14 protein-coding genes and 1 pseudogene are annotated in these 19,291 nt (G+C 29.1%); all 15 read right to left on the bottom strand.

Annotated features, from left to right (window positions below):
- Positions 1 to 288 precede the first annotated feature (288 nt).
- Positions 289 to 546, bottom strand: a complete 258-nt coding sequence (locus tag RYO54_RS02965; protein ID WP_315115495.1) for a type VII toxin-antitoxin system MntA family adenylyltransferase antitoxin — start codon at positions 544 to 546, stop codon at positions 289 to 291.
- Between the two features lie 415 nt (positions 547 to 961).
- A complete protein-coding gene (locus RYO54_RS02960) occupies positions 962 to 3,910 on the bottom strand; it encodes a DEAD/DEAH box helicase family protein (RefSeq protein ID WP_315115492.1) in 2,949 nt (982 codons plus the stop codon).
- 13 nt (positions 3,911 to 3,923) lie between these two features.
- Positions 3,924 to 5,897, bottom strand: coding sequence for a site-specific DNA-methyltransferase (locus tag RYO54_RS02955; protein ID WP_315115489.1), 1,974 nt, complete (start codon positions 5,895 to 5,897; stop codon positions 3,924 to 3,926).
- A gap of 36 nt (positions 5,898 to 5,933) precedes the next feature.
- Positions 5,934 to 6,692, bottom strand: coding sequence for a DUF4391 domain-containing protein (locus tag RYO54_RS02950; RefSeq protein WP_315115486.1), 759 nt, complete (start codon positions 6,690 to 6,692; stop codon positions 5,934 to 5,936).
- A gap of 8 nt (positions 6,693 to 6,700) precedes the next feature.
- A complete protein-coding gene (locus RYO54_RS02945; RefSeq protein WP_315115483.1) occupies positions 6,701 to 9,955 on the bottom strand; it encodes a helicase-related protein in 3,255 nt (1,084 codons plus the stop codon).
- A 420-nt stretch (positions 9,956 to 10,375) separates the two neighbouring features.
- Positions 10,376 to 10,960 carry a hypothetical protein gene (locus tag RYO54_RS02940; RefSeq protein ID WP_315115480.1) on the bottom strand — a complete coding sequence of 195 codons (585 nt, stop codon included), beginning with the start codon at positions 10,958 to 10,960 and terminating at the stop codon, positions 10,376 to 10,378.
- 147 nt (positions 10,961 to 11,107) lie between these two features.
- Positions 11,108 to 11,689, bottom strand: coding sequence for a hypothetical protein (locus RYO54_RS02935; RefSeq protein WP_315115477.1), 582 nt, complete (start codon positions 11,687 to 11,689; stop codon positions 11,108 to 11,110).
- Between the two features lie 2 nt (positions 11,690 to 11,691).
- Positions 11,692 to 12,390, bottom strand: a complete 699-nt coding sequence (locus RYO54_RS02930) for a hypothetical protein (protein WP_315115475.1) — start codon at positions 12,388 to 12,390, stop codon at positions 11,692 to 11,694.
- 14 nt (positions 12,391 to 12,404) lie between these two features.
- On the bottom strand, positions 12,405 to 13,718 hold the full coding sequence (locus RYO54_RS02925; protein ID WP_315115473.1) for an SPFH domain-containing protein: 1,314 nt from the start codon (positions 13,716 to 13,718) through the stop codon (positions 12,405 to 12,407).
- A 291-nt stretch (positions 13,719 to 14,009) separates the two neighbouring features.
- A complete protein-coding gene (locus RYO54_RS02920; protein WP_315115471.1) occupies positions 14,010 to 15,446 on the bottom strand; it encodes a HAMP domain-containing sensor histidine kinase in 1,437 nt (478 codons plus the stop codon).
- A 3-nt stretch (positions 15,447 to 15,449) separates the two neighbouring features.
- Positions 15,450 to 16,133, bottom strand: coding sequence for a response regulator transcription factor (locus tag RYO54_RS02915; protein ID WP_315115470.1), 684 nt, complete (start codon positions 16,131 to 16,133; stop codon positions 15,450 to 15,452).
- Between the two features lie 95 nt (positions 16,134 to 16,228).
- Positions 16,229 to 17,248, bottom strand: coding sequence for an Ig-like domain-containing protein (locus RYO54_RS02910; RefSeq protein WP_315115469.1), 1,020 nt, complete (start codon positions 17,246 to 17,248; stop codon positions 16,229 to 16,231).
- A gap of 110 nt (positions 17,249 to 17,358) precedes the next feature.
- Positions 17,359 to 18,519 carry a MerR family transcriptional regulator gene (locus RYO54_RS02905; protein WP_315115468.1) on the bottom strand — a complete coding sequence of 387 codons (1,161 nt, stop codon included), beginning with the start codon at positions 18,517 to 18,519 and terminating at the stop codon, positions 17,359 to 17,361.
- Between the two features lie 305 nt (positions 18,520 to 18,824).
- Entirely contained in the window at positions 18,825 to 19,130 is a 306-nt protein-coding gene (locus RYO54_RS02900; protein WP_315115467.1) for a hypothetical protein, read from the bottom strand.
- 47 nt (positions 19,131 to 19,177) lie between these two features.
- Positions 19,178 to 19,270 (bottom strand): annotated as a pseudogene (locus RYO54_RS20180) (peptidase M15); the annotation flags it as partial.
- Between the last annotated feature and the right edge of the window lie 21 nt (positions 19,271 to 19,291).

Below are 19,291 nucleotides of genomic sequence, written 5' to 3'. Positions count from 1 at the left end.
TATCATAAACAGGTGTAGTTTTTTATTAAATATAATTTTTGATGATAGAAACTTCAGATGATAAAATGTTCTATCTAAAGCTTTTATTTTTACTTATTCTTTTTACAATATTTTTCATGAATATAATTTTCATATCCTTTTGTGCTGCAAATTGGTCAATTAATATAATAATTTAAGCTAATCATTTAAACCACACATTTCTATAAACCACCATTCAGAAACTAACCATTCCTCAAATCTTTCAAACCACATATCAAAAGCTTCTGATGTCTCAATTAAAGACTTACCTTAAAATATCTCTTTTGATAATAAAAAATCACTTTTTTCTGGTAATACAAGGTCTACTTCTTTATTAAGTCTTTCACTTATTTTATCCTCTAAATCAACTAATTCTATATAACTTAAATTATCACTAAAAATTGCAAGATCAATATCACTATTCTCTGTAAAAGTACCATCAGCATAAGATCCAAATAAATATAAAGCATCAACCTTATCTTTAGGTATTAAATCCTCAATTTTTTTGTAAATTAACTTGTGATCCATATTGTTACCACCTCTCAGTAATTTTAATAATAGCACATGGACATTATTATTCTATAACACAACTTCTTCGACAGTTGTAAATACTCTCCTAAATTTTATCTAATTTCCTTTAAACACTAGATTAAAACTATGAAAAATATATTAACTTCAAGCGTATTACTTCCGTGCCAATAAAATAGTACAAATCTTGCAAGTCTTTTAGGCCCACTAAGACTTGCAGGATTTGTATTTTCTTTAATATAAATGTACTTAATTAAAATTCCATCCCACTTAGCACATACTTAAGCTTTTTCAATTTCTCCATAGTAAATGTTTTATACTCTTGCCCATCTTTTCGTCTACAGCGTCCCATTATCTAATGTCATGACTTAGGTTCTTTCTCATTCGAAGAAATTAAATTTAATTCCTTCTTCCTTTATACATTCTCAATGAACTTCTCAAAATTATCTGTTTCTTTAAATCTAATTTTATTACCCAGTGCTGCGAAATGCTTATATCCACATTGAATTTTTTTATATTCTCTTTCTCTTAGCTCTTCCGCTAAAATGTTTCCTTTGGTTTCAACTACAAAATAGAGTTTTTCTGTATTATCCTTTTCTATTAATACTGCCCAGTCTGGATTGTAACTTCCTAGTGGTGTTTCTACTTTAAACCAATCTGGCAATTTAATATACATTTTTACACTATCATTTTTTTCGAACTTTTTAGCGAACTCTGCCTCTACATCTGAATCATAAATAATATAATCATAAACAGACTTTTTACTTTCAATCATGTTCTTAGATAAATATCCACTGAGCTCCTCAGTTTCAAATAGTTCCTGAGCATAATACTCACCATCACCTATCTTTTCATACTTAATACCATCAACTATCATTAATCTCATTTTTCTTTTAATAATACTAGCTACTTCATCCATAAACTTTTGAGGATTCTTTTTAAAATCACTTAATCTTTCCGATTTTTTTAGTATTTCTACTAATGTTCTTCTAGTCAAATTTGTTCCATTTTGTAAGAAAGTGATTATATCTGGTAATATAAAATTAGGCTCTTCTATATCAATACTGTATCTATTATTTTCTTCAGTTGTTGTTCCAGCTTTAGTTATATCTATTTCTGCTTTTGAATAAACTAACTTAGCTTTATTAATACTAAGAGTGTTTTTTATTTCTTTAGCACATTTACTTATAAGTTCATTAGAATCAAATTCAACTGAATATGTTGTCTTGTATTTTATTCTATCCCATAACTCCTTAAATTCTGGACTTAAATATCTTATTTTATTTAAGTGTACAGGCTTTTTATCTTCTCCATTCTTTACATTTAAGCTACCAGCTAACCTTTTAAGATTAGCAACTATTTGAGTTTCTATTGCTTTAAATTCTTCAGGTATATCTACCTTTTGCTGTTTTAAAGCTGTTCTTAGTTCATCTGTTATTTTCCCTTTATCATCTATATATCTAACTTCTTTTAGATAGTTGAATATCTTTTGAGAACCTTCTTGTTCTAAATATGTAGATTCTCCATCTTTTGATATTATAATATTAGCAAAGCTATGCTTCTCAACAACACCAAATTTAATGCCTTCATCTTCTTCATATTCATTTTGTAGCTTTCTAGCAAAGTCTTCATAACTTTCATTAGCCATTACAGTTAATGTGTTTACAGCAAAACCGTATACTCTTTCACCTTCTTGGTTAACTGCTAGTCTTAAACCTCTACCTATTTCTTGCCTCTTTTTTGATTCTGACTTTGTTTCATTTAAAGTACATATTTGGAATACATTTGGGTTATCCCAACCTTCTTTTAATGCTGAATGCGAGAATATAAATTTTAATTTTGTATCGAAACTCAGCAATTTTTCTTTATCTTTCATTATTAAGCTATATGCATCCTCATCCGCTGCTGTTGAACCACTTGTATCTTTTAATGCTCCCTTTTTATCCTGTGCAAAATATCCATTATGAACTAATTCTGCCGCTGTTTCTGTATCCACATCATTAAATAGAGCTTTATACTTAGGGTTTTGTATAGATTTTTTATATTCCTCTTCAAACCAAAGGGCATACTTTCCTTTTTGCGGATTTCCTTCTTTGTCTATAGTTCTATAGTTTGCAACTTTATCTATAAAAAATAAACTAAGGACCTTTATTCCTTCTTTTTTAAGTCTAAGCTCTTTGTTTAAATGCTCTTCAATAGTTTTTCTTATTTGAGTTCTTTTCATTATATCATCATCAATTTCACCACGAATTTCTCCCAATCTTATAGGTTCATGTCCTACAAAAGAAACATATTCATCTCCTTCTTTGGCATTTATCTCTGTGATTTGATACCCCTTATATACCGCTCTTTCTCCAGAGAGATCATATAAATCATTTCCTACTTTGCATTCTTTTGCACTTCTAACTATTGTTCCTTTTTTATCATCCCATTTATCTATTTCAATTTTTGCTTTAATTGGTGATTTTTTATTATTTACGCTTATAAGCTTTATATAGGCTGCATTATTGTTATCCTTTGAAATAACACTGGCAGCCTCTATTTGTTTTACTAATTGTCTTTCATAGGCATCTACAGCATCTAGTCTAAACATTAAATTATGTTTATGTTTATGGGTAGCAGAATACCCCACTGTACATAATGGATTTAATGAATTAATCGCATCCATGGCTTTCTCTGTACTAGCTGAACTTTGGGGTTCATCTATAATTACAATAGGATTAGTTTCTTTTATAAATTCAATAGGCTTAACCCCATTAGTTTTTTCATTGTCTATATTAATTACATTACTATCCTTGTTAAAGGATTGAATGGTCATAACCATTATTCTTATATTGTCACTGGTTGCAAAATCTCTTATAATATCTAATTGTTTTGCTTTATATTCATAAGATTTAAATATTACATTATTATAAAGTCCTTTAAAATGTTCTGTCATAATATCTATAGACTTAACAACACCCTCTTTAATGGCAACGGAGGGAACTACTATCACAAACTTTGTAAAGCCGTATTTAGCATTAAGCTCAAATATGGTTCTTAAATAAACATAAGTCTTTCCTGTGCCTGTTTCCATTTCCACTGTAAATTTAAAATTATTTTTACCTAACTCCTTTAAAGTTGAAGGTTTAAGTCCATTTTTAAGTTGAATATCTCTTACATTTTTTAAGAGATCCTCCTCATCTAGCTCTAATCTATTACCTATACCTGTATTAGTTATAAGCTTACCTTCTGTTCCTGCTTTGTCCATTAAAGCGGATACCGTAAAATTTGATTGTGCTGGGGTTTGCCCCTTAAAAATATTAACTATAGAAGAGATACTTTCCTTTTGATAGTCTAAATCTGGATTAAATTGTAGTTTCATTTAAGTTTCCCTCCTATATGCTCATTACTTCATTTATATTATTTCTCTTCAATATTTCTATAGCATTAGTTTTTACAGAATCCGTTTTAAATCCATTATCCTTAAATACTATTCTAGTAATTTCAGGGGATAGCTCATTTTTTAAATCCACAATACCATTAACCACATCTAAAGTAATCTCATTATCCAGACAAATAATTAAAGCTCCAAAGCCTATACTAAATACTTTTTTTCCACTAATTTCTCTAACTTCAATAGGATAGGTTAAATCAATGCCATACTTAAGCATTATTTCATAAACTACATCTTCCTCTATTCTATCTTCCACAAAATTATCAACCATTTCGTCTAATCTGTTTGCTATATTTTCATAACTTGGATTCCAAGGCTTAATATTAGAAGAATCTAACTTAAACACCTTAAATCCAATATCTAAATCCTTAATGCCTTCTTTATCTTTGTTTTCTTCAACAATTTTATCCCCAGCACGTCTTATACGCTCTTTTCCTATTTCCCATATGTTTTTATAGCCAGCTTTAAAAGCTTCTGATTTTTCATCTATTGGTTCAGGTAACTGAACCATTATAAATTTAAAATTCATATTTTTGCTTTGGTTGTAGTCCATTAATGCGTGAGCAGTGCTTGCACTACCACTGAAGAAATCCAGTACTATATCACAAGGCTTTAAGTTTGCAGTAAACATTAAGTGCTGAAGCATTTTTATAGGCTTTTTACCACTATTGAATGCAACTCCACCTTCATGCCTTATGTTTCCAAAACCTCCACTATAATCATAGAAATTCACAATAGGTTTATATTTTAAAGAAATACCAGCTTCTATCTCTCTAGTTCTCTCCAACGGTACACCTGAATAAAACTTGCCTCTAATGGCATCTTCTTTTAAGGGCCCAGTAACATAACGATATCCTAAACCATCTTCACCCATGTTATGAATTTTATATAATACACCAAGTCCATCTAATGGCTTCCTATCAATCAAGTATTTTGCTAAAAATTCAGCAGCTGTTCCACTTTGTTTAACAATACTTCCAGATGCCCATGTTTCTTTTAATAAACCAATTTTTCCTTCGTCACTTTTGGAAATTTTCCATTCTCCATTTTTAAAAATAGTAACAGTCTTATTGGCTATTTGTAATGTTTCACCTTCAGTTAACTCTGAAAAAGAATATATAAACTTAGACAAATCATATGATTCAGAGGGTTTTTGTGGTATATAAGATAATCTGTTTTTTGCATAAATAAGTACATATTCCATAACTGGTTGAAAGTCACTATCTTCATTTAATGATTTGTTTTCATAACGAACTTTGATATGAAAAGTTTCTAAATGATTTAATTCACCAAAAATCTCATTACATATACTTGTCAAAGATGTAACCTCTTTTTCATCAATACTAATAAATATTACCCCATCCTCAGTTAATAAATTTTTAGCTAATCTTAATCTTGGATACATCATATTTAACCAATTAGTATGATATCTTCCACTTTTTTCTGAATTTGTGGATGTTTTATTTCCTTCTTCATCAACTTGTCCTGTTATTTCTAAGTAATTTTTAAGGTTATCTTTGTAATCATCTTTATATACAAAGTCATTTCCTGTGTTATATGGAGGGTCTATGTATATCATTTTTATTTTATTTTGATAACTCTTTTGAAGTAATTTTAAAACCTCTAGGTTATCCCCTTCGATATATAAATTCTCTGTTGTATCCCAATTCTTACTTTCTTCTTTGCATGGTCTTAATGTTCCTCTTGATGGTGTTTGTGCCATCCTTATAGCCTGTGATTTCCCATGCCATTCAAATCTATATCTTTCTTCTTTATCTTCTATATACTCTCCCAGAACCTCTTGTAATCTTTCAAAATCTACTTTATCTTCACAGAACACCTCTGGGAATATTTCTTTTAGTTTTGATACATTTTCTTTAACTATATCTAAGCTGTATCCATTCATTTTTTCCATTTTGTTTTCCCCCTAAAATTATAAGTAGAGTCTTATTTATGCTTTTAATTTTTCAATTAAATTATTTATTTTTGATTCTATTCTCTTTATCTTTATATTTATATCCACCCTTTTATTAAAATGTTGTTCCTTTTTTAAATCTCCTCTTAATCTTTCAATTTCACTATTTAAACTTTCTATTTCAGTATTTAAAACATTTACCTCTTCTATATCTTTATTTTTCAAATTGTCAAAATCACCTGTAATAGTCGATGCATTAAAGATATTAATTCTATCTAAAAAGCTGCAATAAAATTTATATATATTTACAAAGGAAAACTCTTTTATATTTAATGATTGTAAGAATTTCTCCTCATTATTCTTTAAGTTTGAAAGATTTATCCATGAACTATAAATATAATCTTCAACGGTATTTTTGCTAACATCTACTTTATTAACTCTTTTATTAGCTGTATTTAAAAGAATTTCATCTTCTTTAACAAATATCAATATTAAAGGATATGGCATGGCATTTTGTACAATTTCAGCTATTCTTTTATACTTTTTATCCTCCTTTAATGATATCTCAATAACAGCTATTTCTTCATAATCTAATTCCTCTGTTTTATATGCTTTTATATTTAAGGTTTCTTCTTTAAATGAATATTTCCAAACTATCTTCTCAATATGAGTAGTGAATATCTCTCTATCTCCACTACTCATATTGGCATTTTCGTAAAATAACTTTTTAAATATAGTGTTACCTACTTCACAAGCTGCTGGTATATTCATTTTTTCATATAGTTTACTTACCATAGTTCCCCCTATTTAATCACTAAAAATGATACTAGCTCAAAGTCATCAATACCTTTAAATAAGCTCTTTTGTATAGTCGTTCCTCCTTTGCTAAATAAGGAGGCTACTCCTTTCTCTTCTTTTTTACCAATTATATTATCAATAGCAGCTTCTAAAAGACTTGAATATCTCTTCATATCTCTTCCATCATTGGTTTCACTATTAAAAGCTTTAACTATTTGTGTTAATACTTCTTTTTTTCCTGAACATAATTTTCTATAAAAATCCAGTATCTTCTTTGTGTGAATGTAATTATACCTAATAGTTCCATCCTGATAAATATAAACCATGTAATAAGGATATAGAGAATTACTTTCTTCTGGTTTTGCATTGTGATTCACTTGTTTTAATGTAAATATAACTCCTGGTCTTATTTGATCTTTTAATTCTTCCTCATTAATAGTAGAAATCGCATACATACCTAATGGAGGTTTTTCTAACTCTACTTCATGAGCCTTCATATATCCCATTAAATCCATTTTAAAATCATTCATTGTAAGGTCTGTAATAGAGATTCCCCCTGAAATATCTTCAAGGTCTACAACTTCATCTTGCAGTTGTTTTAATTGCTTCTTTCTATATTCTAAGTCATTCATTTTAGATTTACCATTATTGTCAATTATGTTTTCTTCTCCAGTAGCTGAAATATCTAAAAGCATCATCCTACCTGTAACTCTAGCCTCAAGGTTTATATATTCATCTAATTCCATATTAGGCCAAAAGTTAACTAGCTGTATGACATCATTTTTTGAACCTAATCTATCTATTCTACCAAATCTCTGTATTATTCTAACTGGATTCCAGTGTATATCATAGTTTATTAAATAGTCACAATCCTGTAAATTCTGTCCTTCTGATATACAATCTGTAGCTATTAATATATCTATTTCCTCTTTCATATCAGTATAAATTTTTTCCCTTTCCTTTGATTTAGGTGAGAAATTAGTTAATACTGCATTTAAATCTTTTTTATTTACACCAGCAAGTGTGCACTTATTCTCTCCTGCTCCTGTAACTAATGCAGTGTGAAGATTAAATTCTTCTCTAATCCATGGGGATAAACTTTCATATAGATAATTAGCTGTATCTGCAAAAGCTGAGAAAATTATAATCTTTTTATTACCTTCATTTAAAGGCTTATTTATTTTTGTTATTATCATTTCTTTTAAGCTGTTTAATTTAGCATCTCTGTTTTTAACTACCTTAGCTGCCTCTACAATAAGTTCTTCTAACTTCTTCTTATCATCTTCTAAATCCTGTTTCCACTTTATTAAATCCATATCTTGAATAAGAACTTTAACTTTATTTCCTATTAATGAATCCTCAAGTTGTACATCATCAATTTCAATATCTGATATATTTAGTGATGTATCAAAATCCATTTGTTTTCTTTCAATTTTTTCTAAAGTATAATCTATTTGCTTTAAAAGTTTAGCTATAGTTATACCAAAAGAGTTAATTGAGCTCTCCATTCTTTTTAAAATATTAACTCTCATTAAACTAACCAAACTCTGTTCCCTATCAACTTGTCTAAATACAGATTGTCCACCTTTTACATAAGTATCGTATTTCTTATCATATTCACCTCTCTTTTCTGGCAATACATATTTTAACGGAGCATAGGTGCTTAGATTAAGATTTCTAATAACTTTATTTACATGCTCCAAACTTGGAAACTCATCCATTTCATCAATATTTGATTTAATATTGATAGGTTTTAATCTTTTGGGGAATTTTCCAATTTCAGCTACGTCATAATACTTTTCAATGTGTTTTCTTGACCTTGCTATGGTTACTGTATCAAGTAGTTTAAAATAATCCATATTCATCATTTCCATGAAAATATCTAATGTTCTTTCATTTTCTTCTAATTCTGTCCATTTATTAAATACAAGCTGTGCTTTCCTTAAGGTTAACTCAACACTAGTTATTCCCTCTGATTCAAATGCATTATCTCTTCCCTCTGTAATAAAGTTGATTTGATTCTTAAGATCATTCATCCTATTATTTACTGGTGTAGCCGATAGCATCAATATTTTTGTTTCAGCTCCACTTTTAATAACATCATTTAATAACTTAGAATATCTTGTCACCTTTTCATTTCTAGCATTATTATTTCTAAAGTTATGTGATTCATCTATAACTACTAAATCATAATTACTCCAATTTATAGTCTCTAAGTTAATCTCACCTGAATAACCTGATTCTCTACTTAAATCAGTATGATTTAATACATCATAATTAAGCCTATCCTTTAATAAGATATTTCTTTTATCATTTAAGGTATAGATTGTCCAGTTTTCTCTTAATTTTTTAGGTACTAATACTAATACTCTGTAATTTCTAAGTTCATAATATTTTATAACTGCTAGTGCTGAAAAGGTTTTTCCGAGGCCTACTGAATCAGCAATTATACATCCACCATGCTTTTCAATTTTATCTATTACCCCTATAATTCCATCCTTTTGAAACTTATATAATTTATTCCAAACCTCAGTTTCTTTAAATCCTATTTTAGTTTTAACTATATTTTCTTCTGTTATCTCACCTAGATAGTTTTTAAATATATTATATAAAGTTACAAAGTATATAAACTCAGGAGTATTTTCTTTATATATGAGTTGCATTTGTTCTAAAACCTTTGTTTTTACATCCTCAACTAAACTCTCATCTTCCCATATATTATTGAACATTGTAAGGAATTGACTAGTATACTCTTTTCCATACATGCATGTATTCATGTCCATTCTATTAGATGGAGAAAATCCTAAACCATCTGTGGTAAAATCCACCGTTCCATTTATAGATATATTATCATCTTCATTTTCTATATATATAAGCCTTTGTTGTGCTGGGTTTGGCTTTATAAGTGATTTAAACTCAGCCTTATTTTTAATCCATTCAGAACACTCTTTAGCTATACTTGCTTGATTCATTTCATTTCTAATTTTAATCTCAAATTCATTTCCTGATATCTTATGTTCAGGTGTTCTGTCTATAAAATATTCTCTAACTAATTCTTTATCTCTTTTCACAAAAGTTGGTTCAGTAAATAAAAATCTTAGGTTATCAATTTTACTTAATTCTTTACTCAATTCTTTATAAGCATAAATAGTAAAGTAAGCAGATATAATTGAAAGCTTTGAATCTTTCCTTAGATTCTTCTTTAATTCATCAAAAACTTTTCCATTTAATTTATTATCCAATATTTTTGGTGGTTTCAATTTATTATCCCCCTATTCGTCTCCATAATAAATTATTTTCTTACTTTCTATAAAAAAGTTATATGAACATTGCTCTTCTCAAACCTAAAAAATAAGATAACTTTGACGAATGAATTAATCCCTAATAGAAGTGGAAGAACAATGAATAAGTTAAAAATATTAGTGTAAAAATTTCAAACTTATACAAGTATACTATTAACATTTTATTGTTTATACCCTATCATATTTAGCAAACTTCTTTCTAAAATATAAGTATCATTTTGATATTCAAACTAATAAATATACCCTATCGTTCACTTTCAACATCAACAAATCTTAAATATTTTACTTTAATTTTAACATATTTCCCAAGATTATGTTAAAATATTTTATCATTCTACATAAAAAATGGACTTACTATTTTAGTAAATCCATTTTTATCTACTCTCCTGATATTTGAGAACCGCAATACTCACACTCTCCTACCCTTCCTTTGATTATTTTATTTGTTGCTCCACATCCGCCGCATTTTACTGCTATATATTCTTGCTGTGGTTTATTATTAGGAGTTTTTATGGTATTTGCACTTGCCTGCTGCTGTGCTGGTTGTGTTTCTCCTACAAATACGAGACAATTTCTATTAACATCAATATACGCATTTGTAAAATAACCCTTGTTTATCATTTCAGTAATATTTTTTCTAACAACGTCAACCGTAGTATCTGTTGATCTCGCTAACAAATCAATAGATCTTGTTGGATCAGACGCAAGACGAGTGGAGTAATTTTTAAATAGTTTGATTAGATGTTTATGTTTATATGCTTTTTTCACTAATAAAAATCCACAAATAGTAAGAATCAAACAAAAGCTTAAAACTCCCCCATCATTGTTTCCTTCTTTAGCTTGTGTAAGACTAAACAAAGTTATTGATCCAAACATAATAACAAGTATCCAGCCAGCAATTGACTGAAGTACTATTTTGACTTTATCTCTTGATATAGCGGTCTGTGCAGAATTACTTGCCATTATTAAATTCCTCTCATTTTAATTTTTAATTTATTTCAACAAGATAGTAAAAAGCCTAAAATTGATTTCTTCAACTTTAAGCTTTTTTATAATCCCATCAACTTTACTTTCTAAATAATTATATTTATATAATATTGATCTTGATCTCTACTTTCCCGACATTTGAGAACCACAATATTCACACTCTCCTACTCTTCCTTTGATTATTTTATTTGTTGCTCCACATCCGCCACATGCTACTGTTATATATTCCTGCTGTGGTTGGTTATTAGGAGTCTTCATAGTATTTGCACTTGTCTGCTGCTGTGCTGGTTGTGTTTCTCCTTGAAACACTATGCAATTTCTATTAATATCAATATATGCATTTGTAAAATAACCCCTATTTATCATTTCAACAATATTTTTCTTAACAGCGTCAACCGTGGAGCCTGTTGATCTTGCTAATAAATCAATAGATTTTATTGGATCAGAGGCTAAACGAGTAGAATAATTTCTGAATAAATTGATTAACTTTTTACATTTATTTGCTTTTTTAATTAATGAAATTCCATAAGTAGTAAGAGCTAAACAAAATATTAAAACTACCACAGCGTTTCCTTCTTTAAGTTGTGTAAGACCAACTAAAGACATTAATCCAAACATAATAGCAAGTGCCCAGCCAATAATTGACTGAAATACGATTTTAACTTTATCTTTTGTTATAGCAGACTGTGCAGAATTATTTGCCATTGTTAAATTCCTCCCATTTTAATCTTTTTCACTTCAATATTTCTTTGTTTAATCAGCTGTAAAATATGACTAATTAAATAAGTAGTTTTTTGCTTGTCTACTTCTTCAGATTGCAACAATTGATTTAAATCATCAATCTTTTCTGCGATAATATTATCTGTCTTTACATATGTGCTTTGGTCGCAATATGCAATTTCATCATATATTTGTCTTAAAGAATCACTGTATTCTATATTTTTTGGATTATCTTTTATCAATAAAATATTATTTTCTATAGTTTTAAATGCAGCAACTTGTTCCATTGTATTCTTGTCATTTAAAATTACTCTTGAACCCATAACAAATGTTGTTATTAAAATAACCAACATAGCTGCTGTGAGTATAATTTGAATAACAATATATGCTGTTAGCGCTGTTCTAAAAAATATAGGGAAAATAATTGCTGCCCCAATAGAAGCAATCAAGTATAAAAATATCGTAGTGTATACACCAGCAAATATAATTAACTTATTTCTATTGGTTTTCATATTTAAAACTAACATAAAAAGTAAGGATAATATTTCGGCAATAACTATACCGCCAAAGGTTAACGTATCTATCCCTTCCTTTGTATATGGAAGTAAAAAATAAATCATAATTGTTGTAATTAAAGTAATTAATCCTATAGAAATTGTAAGAGAGCTTTTTTTAAATAAATTCATTTCGCCACTTCCTCTTATAATTTATTCCCGCACTCAGGACAAAATTTTGGATTTCCGATAATTGGATTATTACATGAAGAACAATTTTTAATTAATGATTTCCCACATTCTGGGCAAAACTTAGTGTTTGCACTAGGTAATGGAGCTTTACAATGTGGGCATGGAGTAGGCAATTCGTAATTACATTTACTGCAAGTAACAGAACCCTCTTCTAAATCTGCACCACACTTTGGACATGGATTGTATTTATCCCCGCATTCCGGACAAAATTTCACTGTGTTTTTATATGATTTTCCACAATTATTGCAAATTATAAAACCCGTTTTTCCTTTCTTATCATCTTCCTCTTTTTCTGTATTTAATGTATCAAAACCACAGTCAGCACAAAAACGTTTGGATTTTGGCATTAAAGCACTACAGTTTGGACATGTTTTTGTATCTTCAGCTTTTGTGTTGATATTTCTTACAATACCTCCAAATTGATCCCCTAAAACGCCACCCATTGTGGTTCCCATACCAAGTCCCATACCAGCGCCCATCAAATTTGAAGATGAACCTTTGTTTTTTGCAGCACCTTCTAGTGTATCAAAAGAACGCTCCTGCTGATAATTATATCCGATAATGTTCATTGCAGCTTTCTTTGCCAAAGCACTCTTTAGTTGTACAACTGCTGGATCGTCTTCAGGAACGCTAATATCATTTACATAAAAATTAACTAGCTTTATGCCGTATTCATCAAGCATTGGCGCCATTTGACTTTGTAAATACATAGAAATATCATCGATATAAGCATTTATTTCCATAATGCTTATCTTCTTATGCACAAAATAAGATGAGATAGCATCCTTTACCTTGGTTAGATATAAACCTCTGAAATATTTTACAATACTGGCTTTATCAAATACAGGTAATGTACCAACTAATTTAATAAGAAACTTCTTTGAATTGTCAACTTTTATACCAAACTGACCAAAAGCTCTAATTGGTACAAAAACGTCGTATTTTGGATCTTGTAATTGTATAGGTGAGGCTGTACCCCATTTCACATCCAAGGAGTGAGCCTTGTTAATATACCATACTTCAGCGGTAAATGGAGACCTACCACCAAATGGTAAGTTGATTATTTTATTCACAATTGGGATATTAGCCGTATCAAGTGTGTGTCTTCCACTTTGAAATACATCTAAGGCTTTTCCACCTTTGAATAAAATGGCCTCCTGTGACTCATTAACAATAAGTTGAGTCCACGTCCCCAATTCTTCACTGGGATATTTCCATGCAAAAACATCTGGATTACCATTATACTTTACTACTTCTACGATTGCCATGCCTGACCTCCTAAATATTTATATTGTTATATCATTAATTTTATTTTATAATTTTCTATCTACCATTTAGGTTTACCTATAGGATAAATTGGAATGATAATACAATTATATTACAATACTATATACTTATTAATACAACTTATAAAATGTTAGATTTTATATAAGATAATACATATTTTCATATTGCAAACCTTAATATTTTAATTTAATTTTAACATATTCCCCAGGATTATGTAAAAAAACTTTTATTTCGATAAAATAATAAAAAGCCTAAGATTTATTTTCTAAACCTTAAGCTTTTTTATAATTTTTCAGTGAAATCTTTACTTTTATTACAAATCCATTTTCCATGGTTATTTGCCCTTCGTGCTCTTTGATTATTTCACTGCATAGATATAAGCCTAGCCCTCTGCTATCTTTGCTCATGCTGTCATTGGATTTTATAAAGGGTTCAAATATATTATTAAATATTTCATCTGAAATTGGGTTGCTATTATTTATTACTTCAATATGATATTTATCATTCAACACATGTGAATTAACCTGTATTTCCTCTCCGCCCCAGGAATACTTTATTGCATTGTCAATTACGTTAATCATCACTTGTCTAATCTTATCCTCTTGTGCAAAAACCCTTCCTTCACTCATGTTTTGTAGTATTTTTAAAGAATACTTATTAGCCTTTATACTCATATCATTACAAATTTGAGTAATAAGCTTTTTCATATCCACTTCTTTAAACTCTTCTTTTACAATGTACATATCCTTTGAAACCTCTATAAGTTGTAATACTAATTTATGAAGTCTATCACTTTCTGAATATATTCTTTCGATAGCCCTTTTGTCAAATTCCTTATCATCAACCATTCCACTAAGCAATAATTCAGCATATCCTGATATAGCTGTTAATGGTGTTTTTAATTCATGAGTTACACTATTGAAAAATTCCCTTCTCCCTTTTTCCAGCTTATAAACCTTCTCTTTTTCCCCTTCAATGGTTTCTATTTGCTCTTTTATTTTATCCCTCATGTTTATAAATTCTCTTGCTAATATTGCAACCTCATCTTTTCCATGTTCATCAATTGAAATGCTATATTCACCATTTCCTAACTTTTTTATAGCATCTGTTAATTTACTGATCGGATTGGTGATTTTAGTTGTTCTTAAAAATAGAAATATAAATATAGCTATAAATATTCCAACTTCTATAATATTTATAATATTAATAGTTCTTTTATAGGTACTATATTCTGAGTCATATCCTCTTACTATACTTATAATTCCTATATAATTATCATTAATATATATGGGGTAAGTTAGCATGGCAGTTATTCCATCACCTTTATATTTTAAATCCACCACCGCTTTACCCTGCATGGCCATTTCATTACTGCTCTTTATTATATCTCTAAATTCTTCTTCAACATTTCCCTCTATTAATTTATAATTCATATCCCTTATGTCACATTTGCATTGATAATTTAAGGATATATATTTTATTATATAATTTCCTTCCTCCACTAAGGATTCTTTCTTATCTTTAGAACCATTAGCCAAAAGCTTGTACTTTATATACTCATGAGTGCCATTCATTACTTGTTTTAAAGAATTATTTATACCCTTTTCCATATTTGCCTTTAAAACATTTGTTGTTGCCACATTCATAACTACCAATGAAACTATCAATATAAATGTCAATCCAATTATAAATTTATCTCTTATTTTCATAAGCTACCTCATTACATATCCTATGCCAAAAACAGTATCTATAATAGAGGCTGCATTTTCTTTATCCAGCTTGCTCCTTAGTCTTCTAACATGAACATCCACCGTTCTAAAATCCCCATCATAGTCCATTCCCCAAACTTCATCTAAAATTTGTTCTCTTGAAAAAACTTTATTTCTGTTTGTAATAAAAAACTCAAGTAGTTCATATTCCTGAGGTTTAAGTTTAACTTCTTCATTATCCTTAAATACCATTCTAGCTTCTAAATTGACTTTAACAAATTTATTTATCTCTATAAATGATTCCTCTGGCTTCTCTTTATACTTATTAACTCTTCTAATTGCAACCTTTACCCTGGTTAGCACCTCTTTTATATTAAATGGTTTAGTGATATAATCATCAGCCCCTAATTCCAATCCTAAAACCTTATCCACAATATCATTTCGTGCAGTTAACATTATTATTGGAATAGTACATTTGCTGTTTATATGCCTACATAATTCAAAACCGCTTTCATCTGGTAAATTTACGTCCAGCAACACTAAATCTGGGTTAAATGAATCCAGTACCTCTTTTGCATCCTTTGCTAAAAATACACCCTTAACTACATAGCCATCTGCCCTCAAAGCAGATACTAAAATATCATTTATAGATATTTCATCTTCCACTACTAAAACCTTGAACTCCATTAAAAAGTCTCCTTAACACAACATTACTTTAATTACATTCTAATAATAATTATTTAATGTAACTCATCTATAACTTACTTATCATTATACATCTTTTAAGGAATATATTGTTCTTCTATTTTAACTACTACATTGTTTTCTAGATATATATGACACAAAACCCCTTTAAATCTAAATCTATCACCCATATCCAAAGTTTTAAACTTTTCATAACTTATATTTTGTTGGTCTATAGTATTTAAATTAACGCTATATCCACAAACGGATATTTCTACATTTGGAGATATTTCATAGGTTTTTAAACTCTTATCTTTATTTCTAATATAATAACCATTAGTTAGACGACCCTCTACATTTCCCTCATCAAAAAGAGCAGCATCTGCCCCGTCTTTTCTAGCTTCGTTTTCAGCAGTGCTATCATTACCATCTTTGTTCTTATAAAATTCTACCTCATCAAACTTTAAATATCTTTTGCCATTTTCCTCATATACTTTGCTTATTCCGCCTATTTTCTTTACTTTCTCAACCTTTATTATTTCTAAATTTAACTCCGCACTTCTGTCATATTGCTCTATTTTACCCTCATACTTTATATTTCCTAATTTGCTTGTGTCTACCTTATTATCATTCCAAGCTACATTGACTTCTTTATCTTCATTGTTTATCTTCGCTTTGATTTTAGTTGGCAATTTGTACTCAGCATTTTGATATGCAGATTCAGATAATTTGGTAACTTCAAATTTGGATTTTATATCATTTAATATCTCTTTCATATTCTCAGTATCAACATCGTTACTTATAGCTAATTTTATAATATAATAGGCATCGTCCATCCTTTGTTTTTCCACATATCTATTTTTTATTTCTATATATGCACCCTTATTAGATTTGTCCATAGAAATTGCTTTTTCAAAACTGCTTTTAGCATCGTCGTATTCTCCTTTGTTTAAAAAATCAATTCCAGCATCAATCAATTTTTTTGTTTCATTTTCTTGCATGGCTACTTCTTGTTTTACATCCTCTGATAATACACTCCTTTTCTCTTTGTTTCCACATGCTGAAACATTTAATGCAACTGTTAATGTTAATAATAAAAGTATTGCTTTTTTTCTCATGCCTTACCACTCCTTATATCTAGTATACTTAAATATTAACACTTTGATTTTGCCAAAGTTAACGAACTTATTGCCATTTTGTTACCGTGGAAAAACTTTCTCAAAAGACTTTACTTACTATTTTCAGAATAAAATTTTAAAGCTTCTCCAATAAATTTAGATGCACCACTGCCATATTTCTTATCAATTACTTTTATAAAAGTAGAATTTGATAAATAAAGTTCTCCCATATAACCCCAATGATTCTCCCCCTCATCTAATTTGTAAAATTCATTACTTTTTTTAGTTGCATCTGACATTTCTTCAACAATTTGTTGAATCTCCTGCGAAGAAGGATCTTTACTTAAGTCAGATACTAGCTTTTCATATAATTCTTCTACTTTAGGCTGCTTAGTTTCTGAACAACTTTTTAGAGCTTCTCCAATAAATTTAGATGCACCATGGCCATATTTCTTATCAACTGCTTCTATCCATTCAGGATATACCAAATAAATTTGTACCATATAGTACCAATGATCATCTCCATTATCCATTTTGAAAGCCTCATAATCTTTTTTAGCTATATTGATTATTTCTTCAGCAATTTGTTGAATTTCCTTTGAAGAAGGATCTTTACTTAAGTCAGATGTAAGCTTTTTATATAATTCTTTTAATTTAGGATGCTTATCTTCTAAAAAATCTTTTTTAAACTTATCACATTTTTCTCCTAAAGTTAAAATATCACTATTAAGATTTTTCTTTACGGCTTCAGCATATTTTTCAATACTTCCATATTGCTTTATAGCCATTTTAGCAATTTCATCTTCCTTAGATTTAAACTTTTCAATAAGTTCATTATATTTATCTACACTACCATAATATTTAATTACCTTATCCTCGTGCTCTGTTTTAAATTCTTCCAATACATTATAATATTCGCTCATATCAAATTCTTTAAAATTCATCGTGCTTTCTCCTTTTAGTGTTTTATTTATAAGCTCTATTAAACCATTCAACCTTTTCCGTTTTAACATAAGCAGCTTTTTCTGGTTTTTTAGTGCTTGCATTTTATCAAACTTGGGACTATCCATGATTTCTTTAACATCTTTTAAAGGTATATCAAGTTCCTTAAAAAATAAAATCTGCTGCAAGGTTTTAAGGGCTTCATCATCATAAAGTCTGTAACCTGCTTCTGTGATTTCACTTGGTTTTAATAATCCTATTTCATCGTAATAATGTAGTGCGCGCACACTTATCCCTGTCAAATCCGAAACTTGTTTTACTGTTCTCATTGCTACACCTCTAAATTTAATTTTAAAGCTATTAATACTATCTGACACTCCGCCGGCTGTGAGTTTTTGTTAATATATTCAAGCTCATTTTTATATTACACTATGACGTGGTGTTAGGGTCAACACTCCTTTTAAATTGTAGAACCAAATCATTACTTCCTAATTCTTAGTATTTCTTATAGAAAAAATCTCAAAAAATAAATAGTAGCCTCAATTCGTAATTAGCTGCTACTATTTTTTACTTCACCTGATACCTATTTAAATTTTATAAATTATATTACTTAGTTTATTTTTATCATAAAAAATCATGAGTTGTCATGCTTAACTGCACTCACCTTCTTTACTTCTTCAATCATCCACCGATATTGTAAATCTCCAAGTCCGTACTGAGGAAATAGTGTAAGTAATTCTTCTAGGATATTTTCTTTATTAAGATTCTTTTTGATATAGCGTATGATATTGCTGTTTTCTTCTCGATAGGAAAGATATAAATTCATTGCCTGATAAGTGACGGGCAGCAATTTTCCATCACATTTTTTTCTATGGCAAAGTATGGTTTTATAGATATAATTATAACCATCTATATCAATTTCCACAGCATCTGATAACATCTTACACGAAACCTTTTCGGCGTCATTCCAATCATATCAGATTTTTATTCAAAAAGGGCTTGTTGCTTCTCCTGTGTCCTGAATCCAGCTCCCACTACTGGATATACGCCATCTTTCCTGGCATTATCGAACATATCTTGATTAACCAATATTAAGTTCCA

The organism is uncultured Clostridium sp. (genome assembly GCF_963515715.1).
In the GTDB taxonomy this organism is placed as follows: Bacteria; Bacillota; Clostridia; order Clostridiales; family Clostridiaceae; genus Clostridium_AW.
Note: the sequence above shows the minus strand (reverse complement) of the source record. Positions and strands in the feature narration are given on the sequence as shown.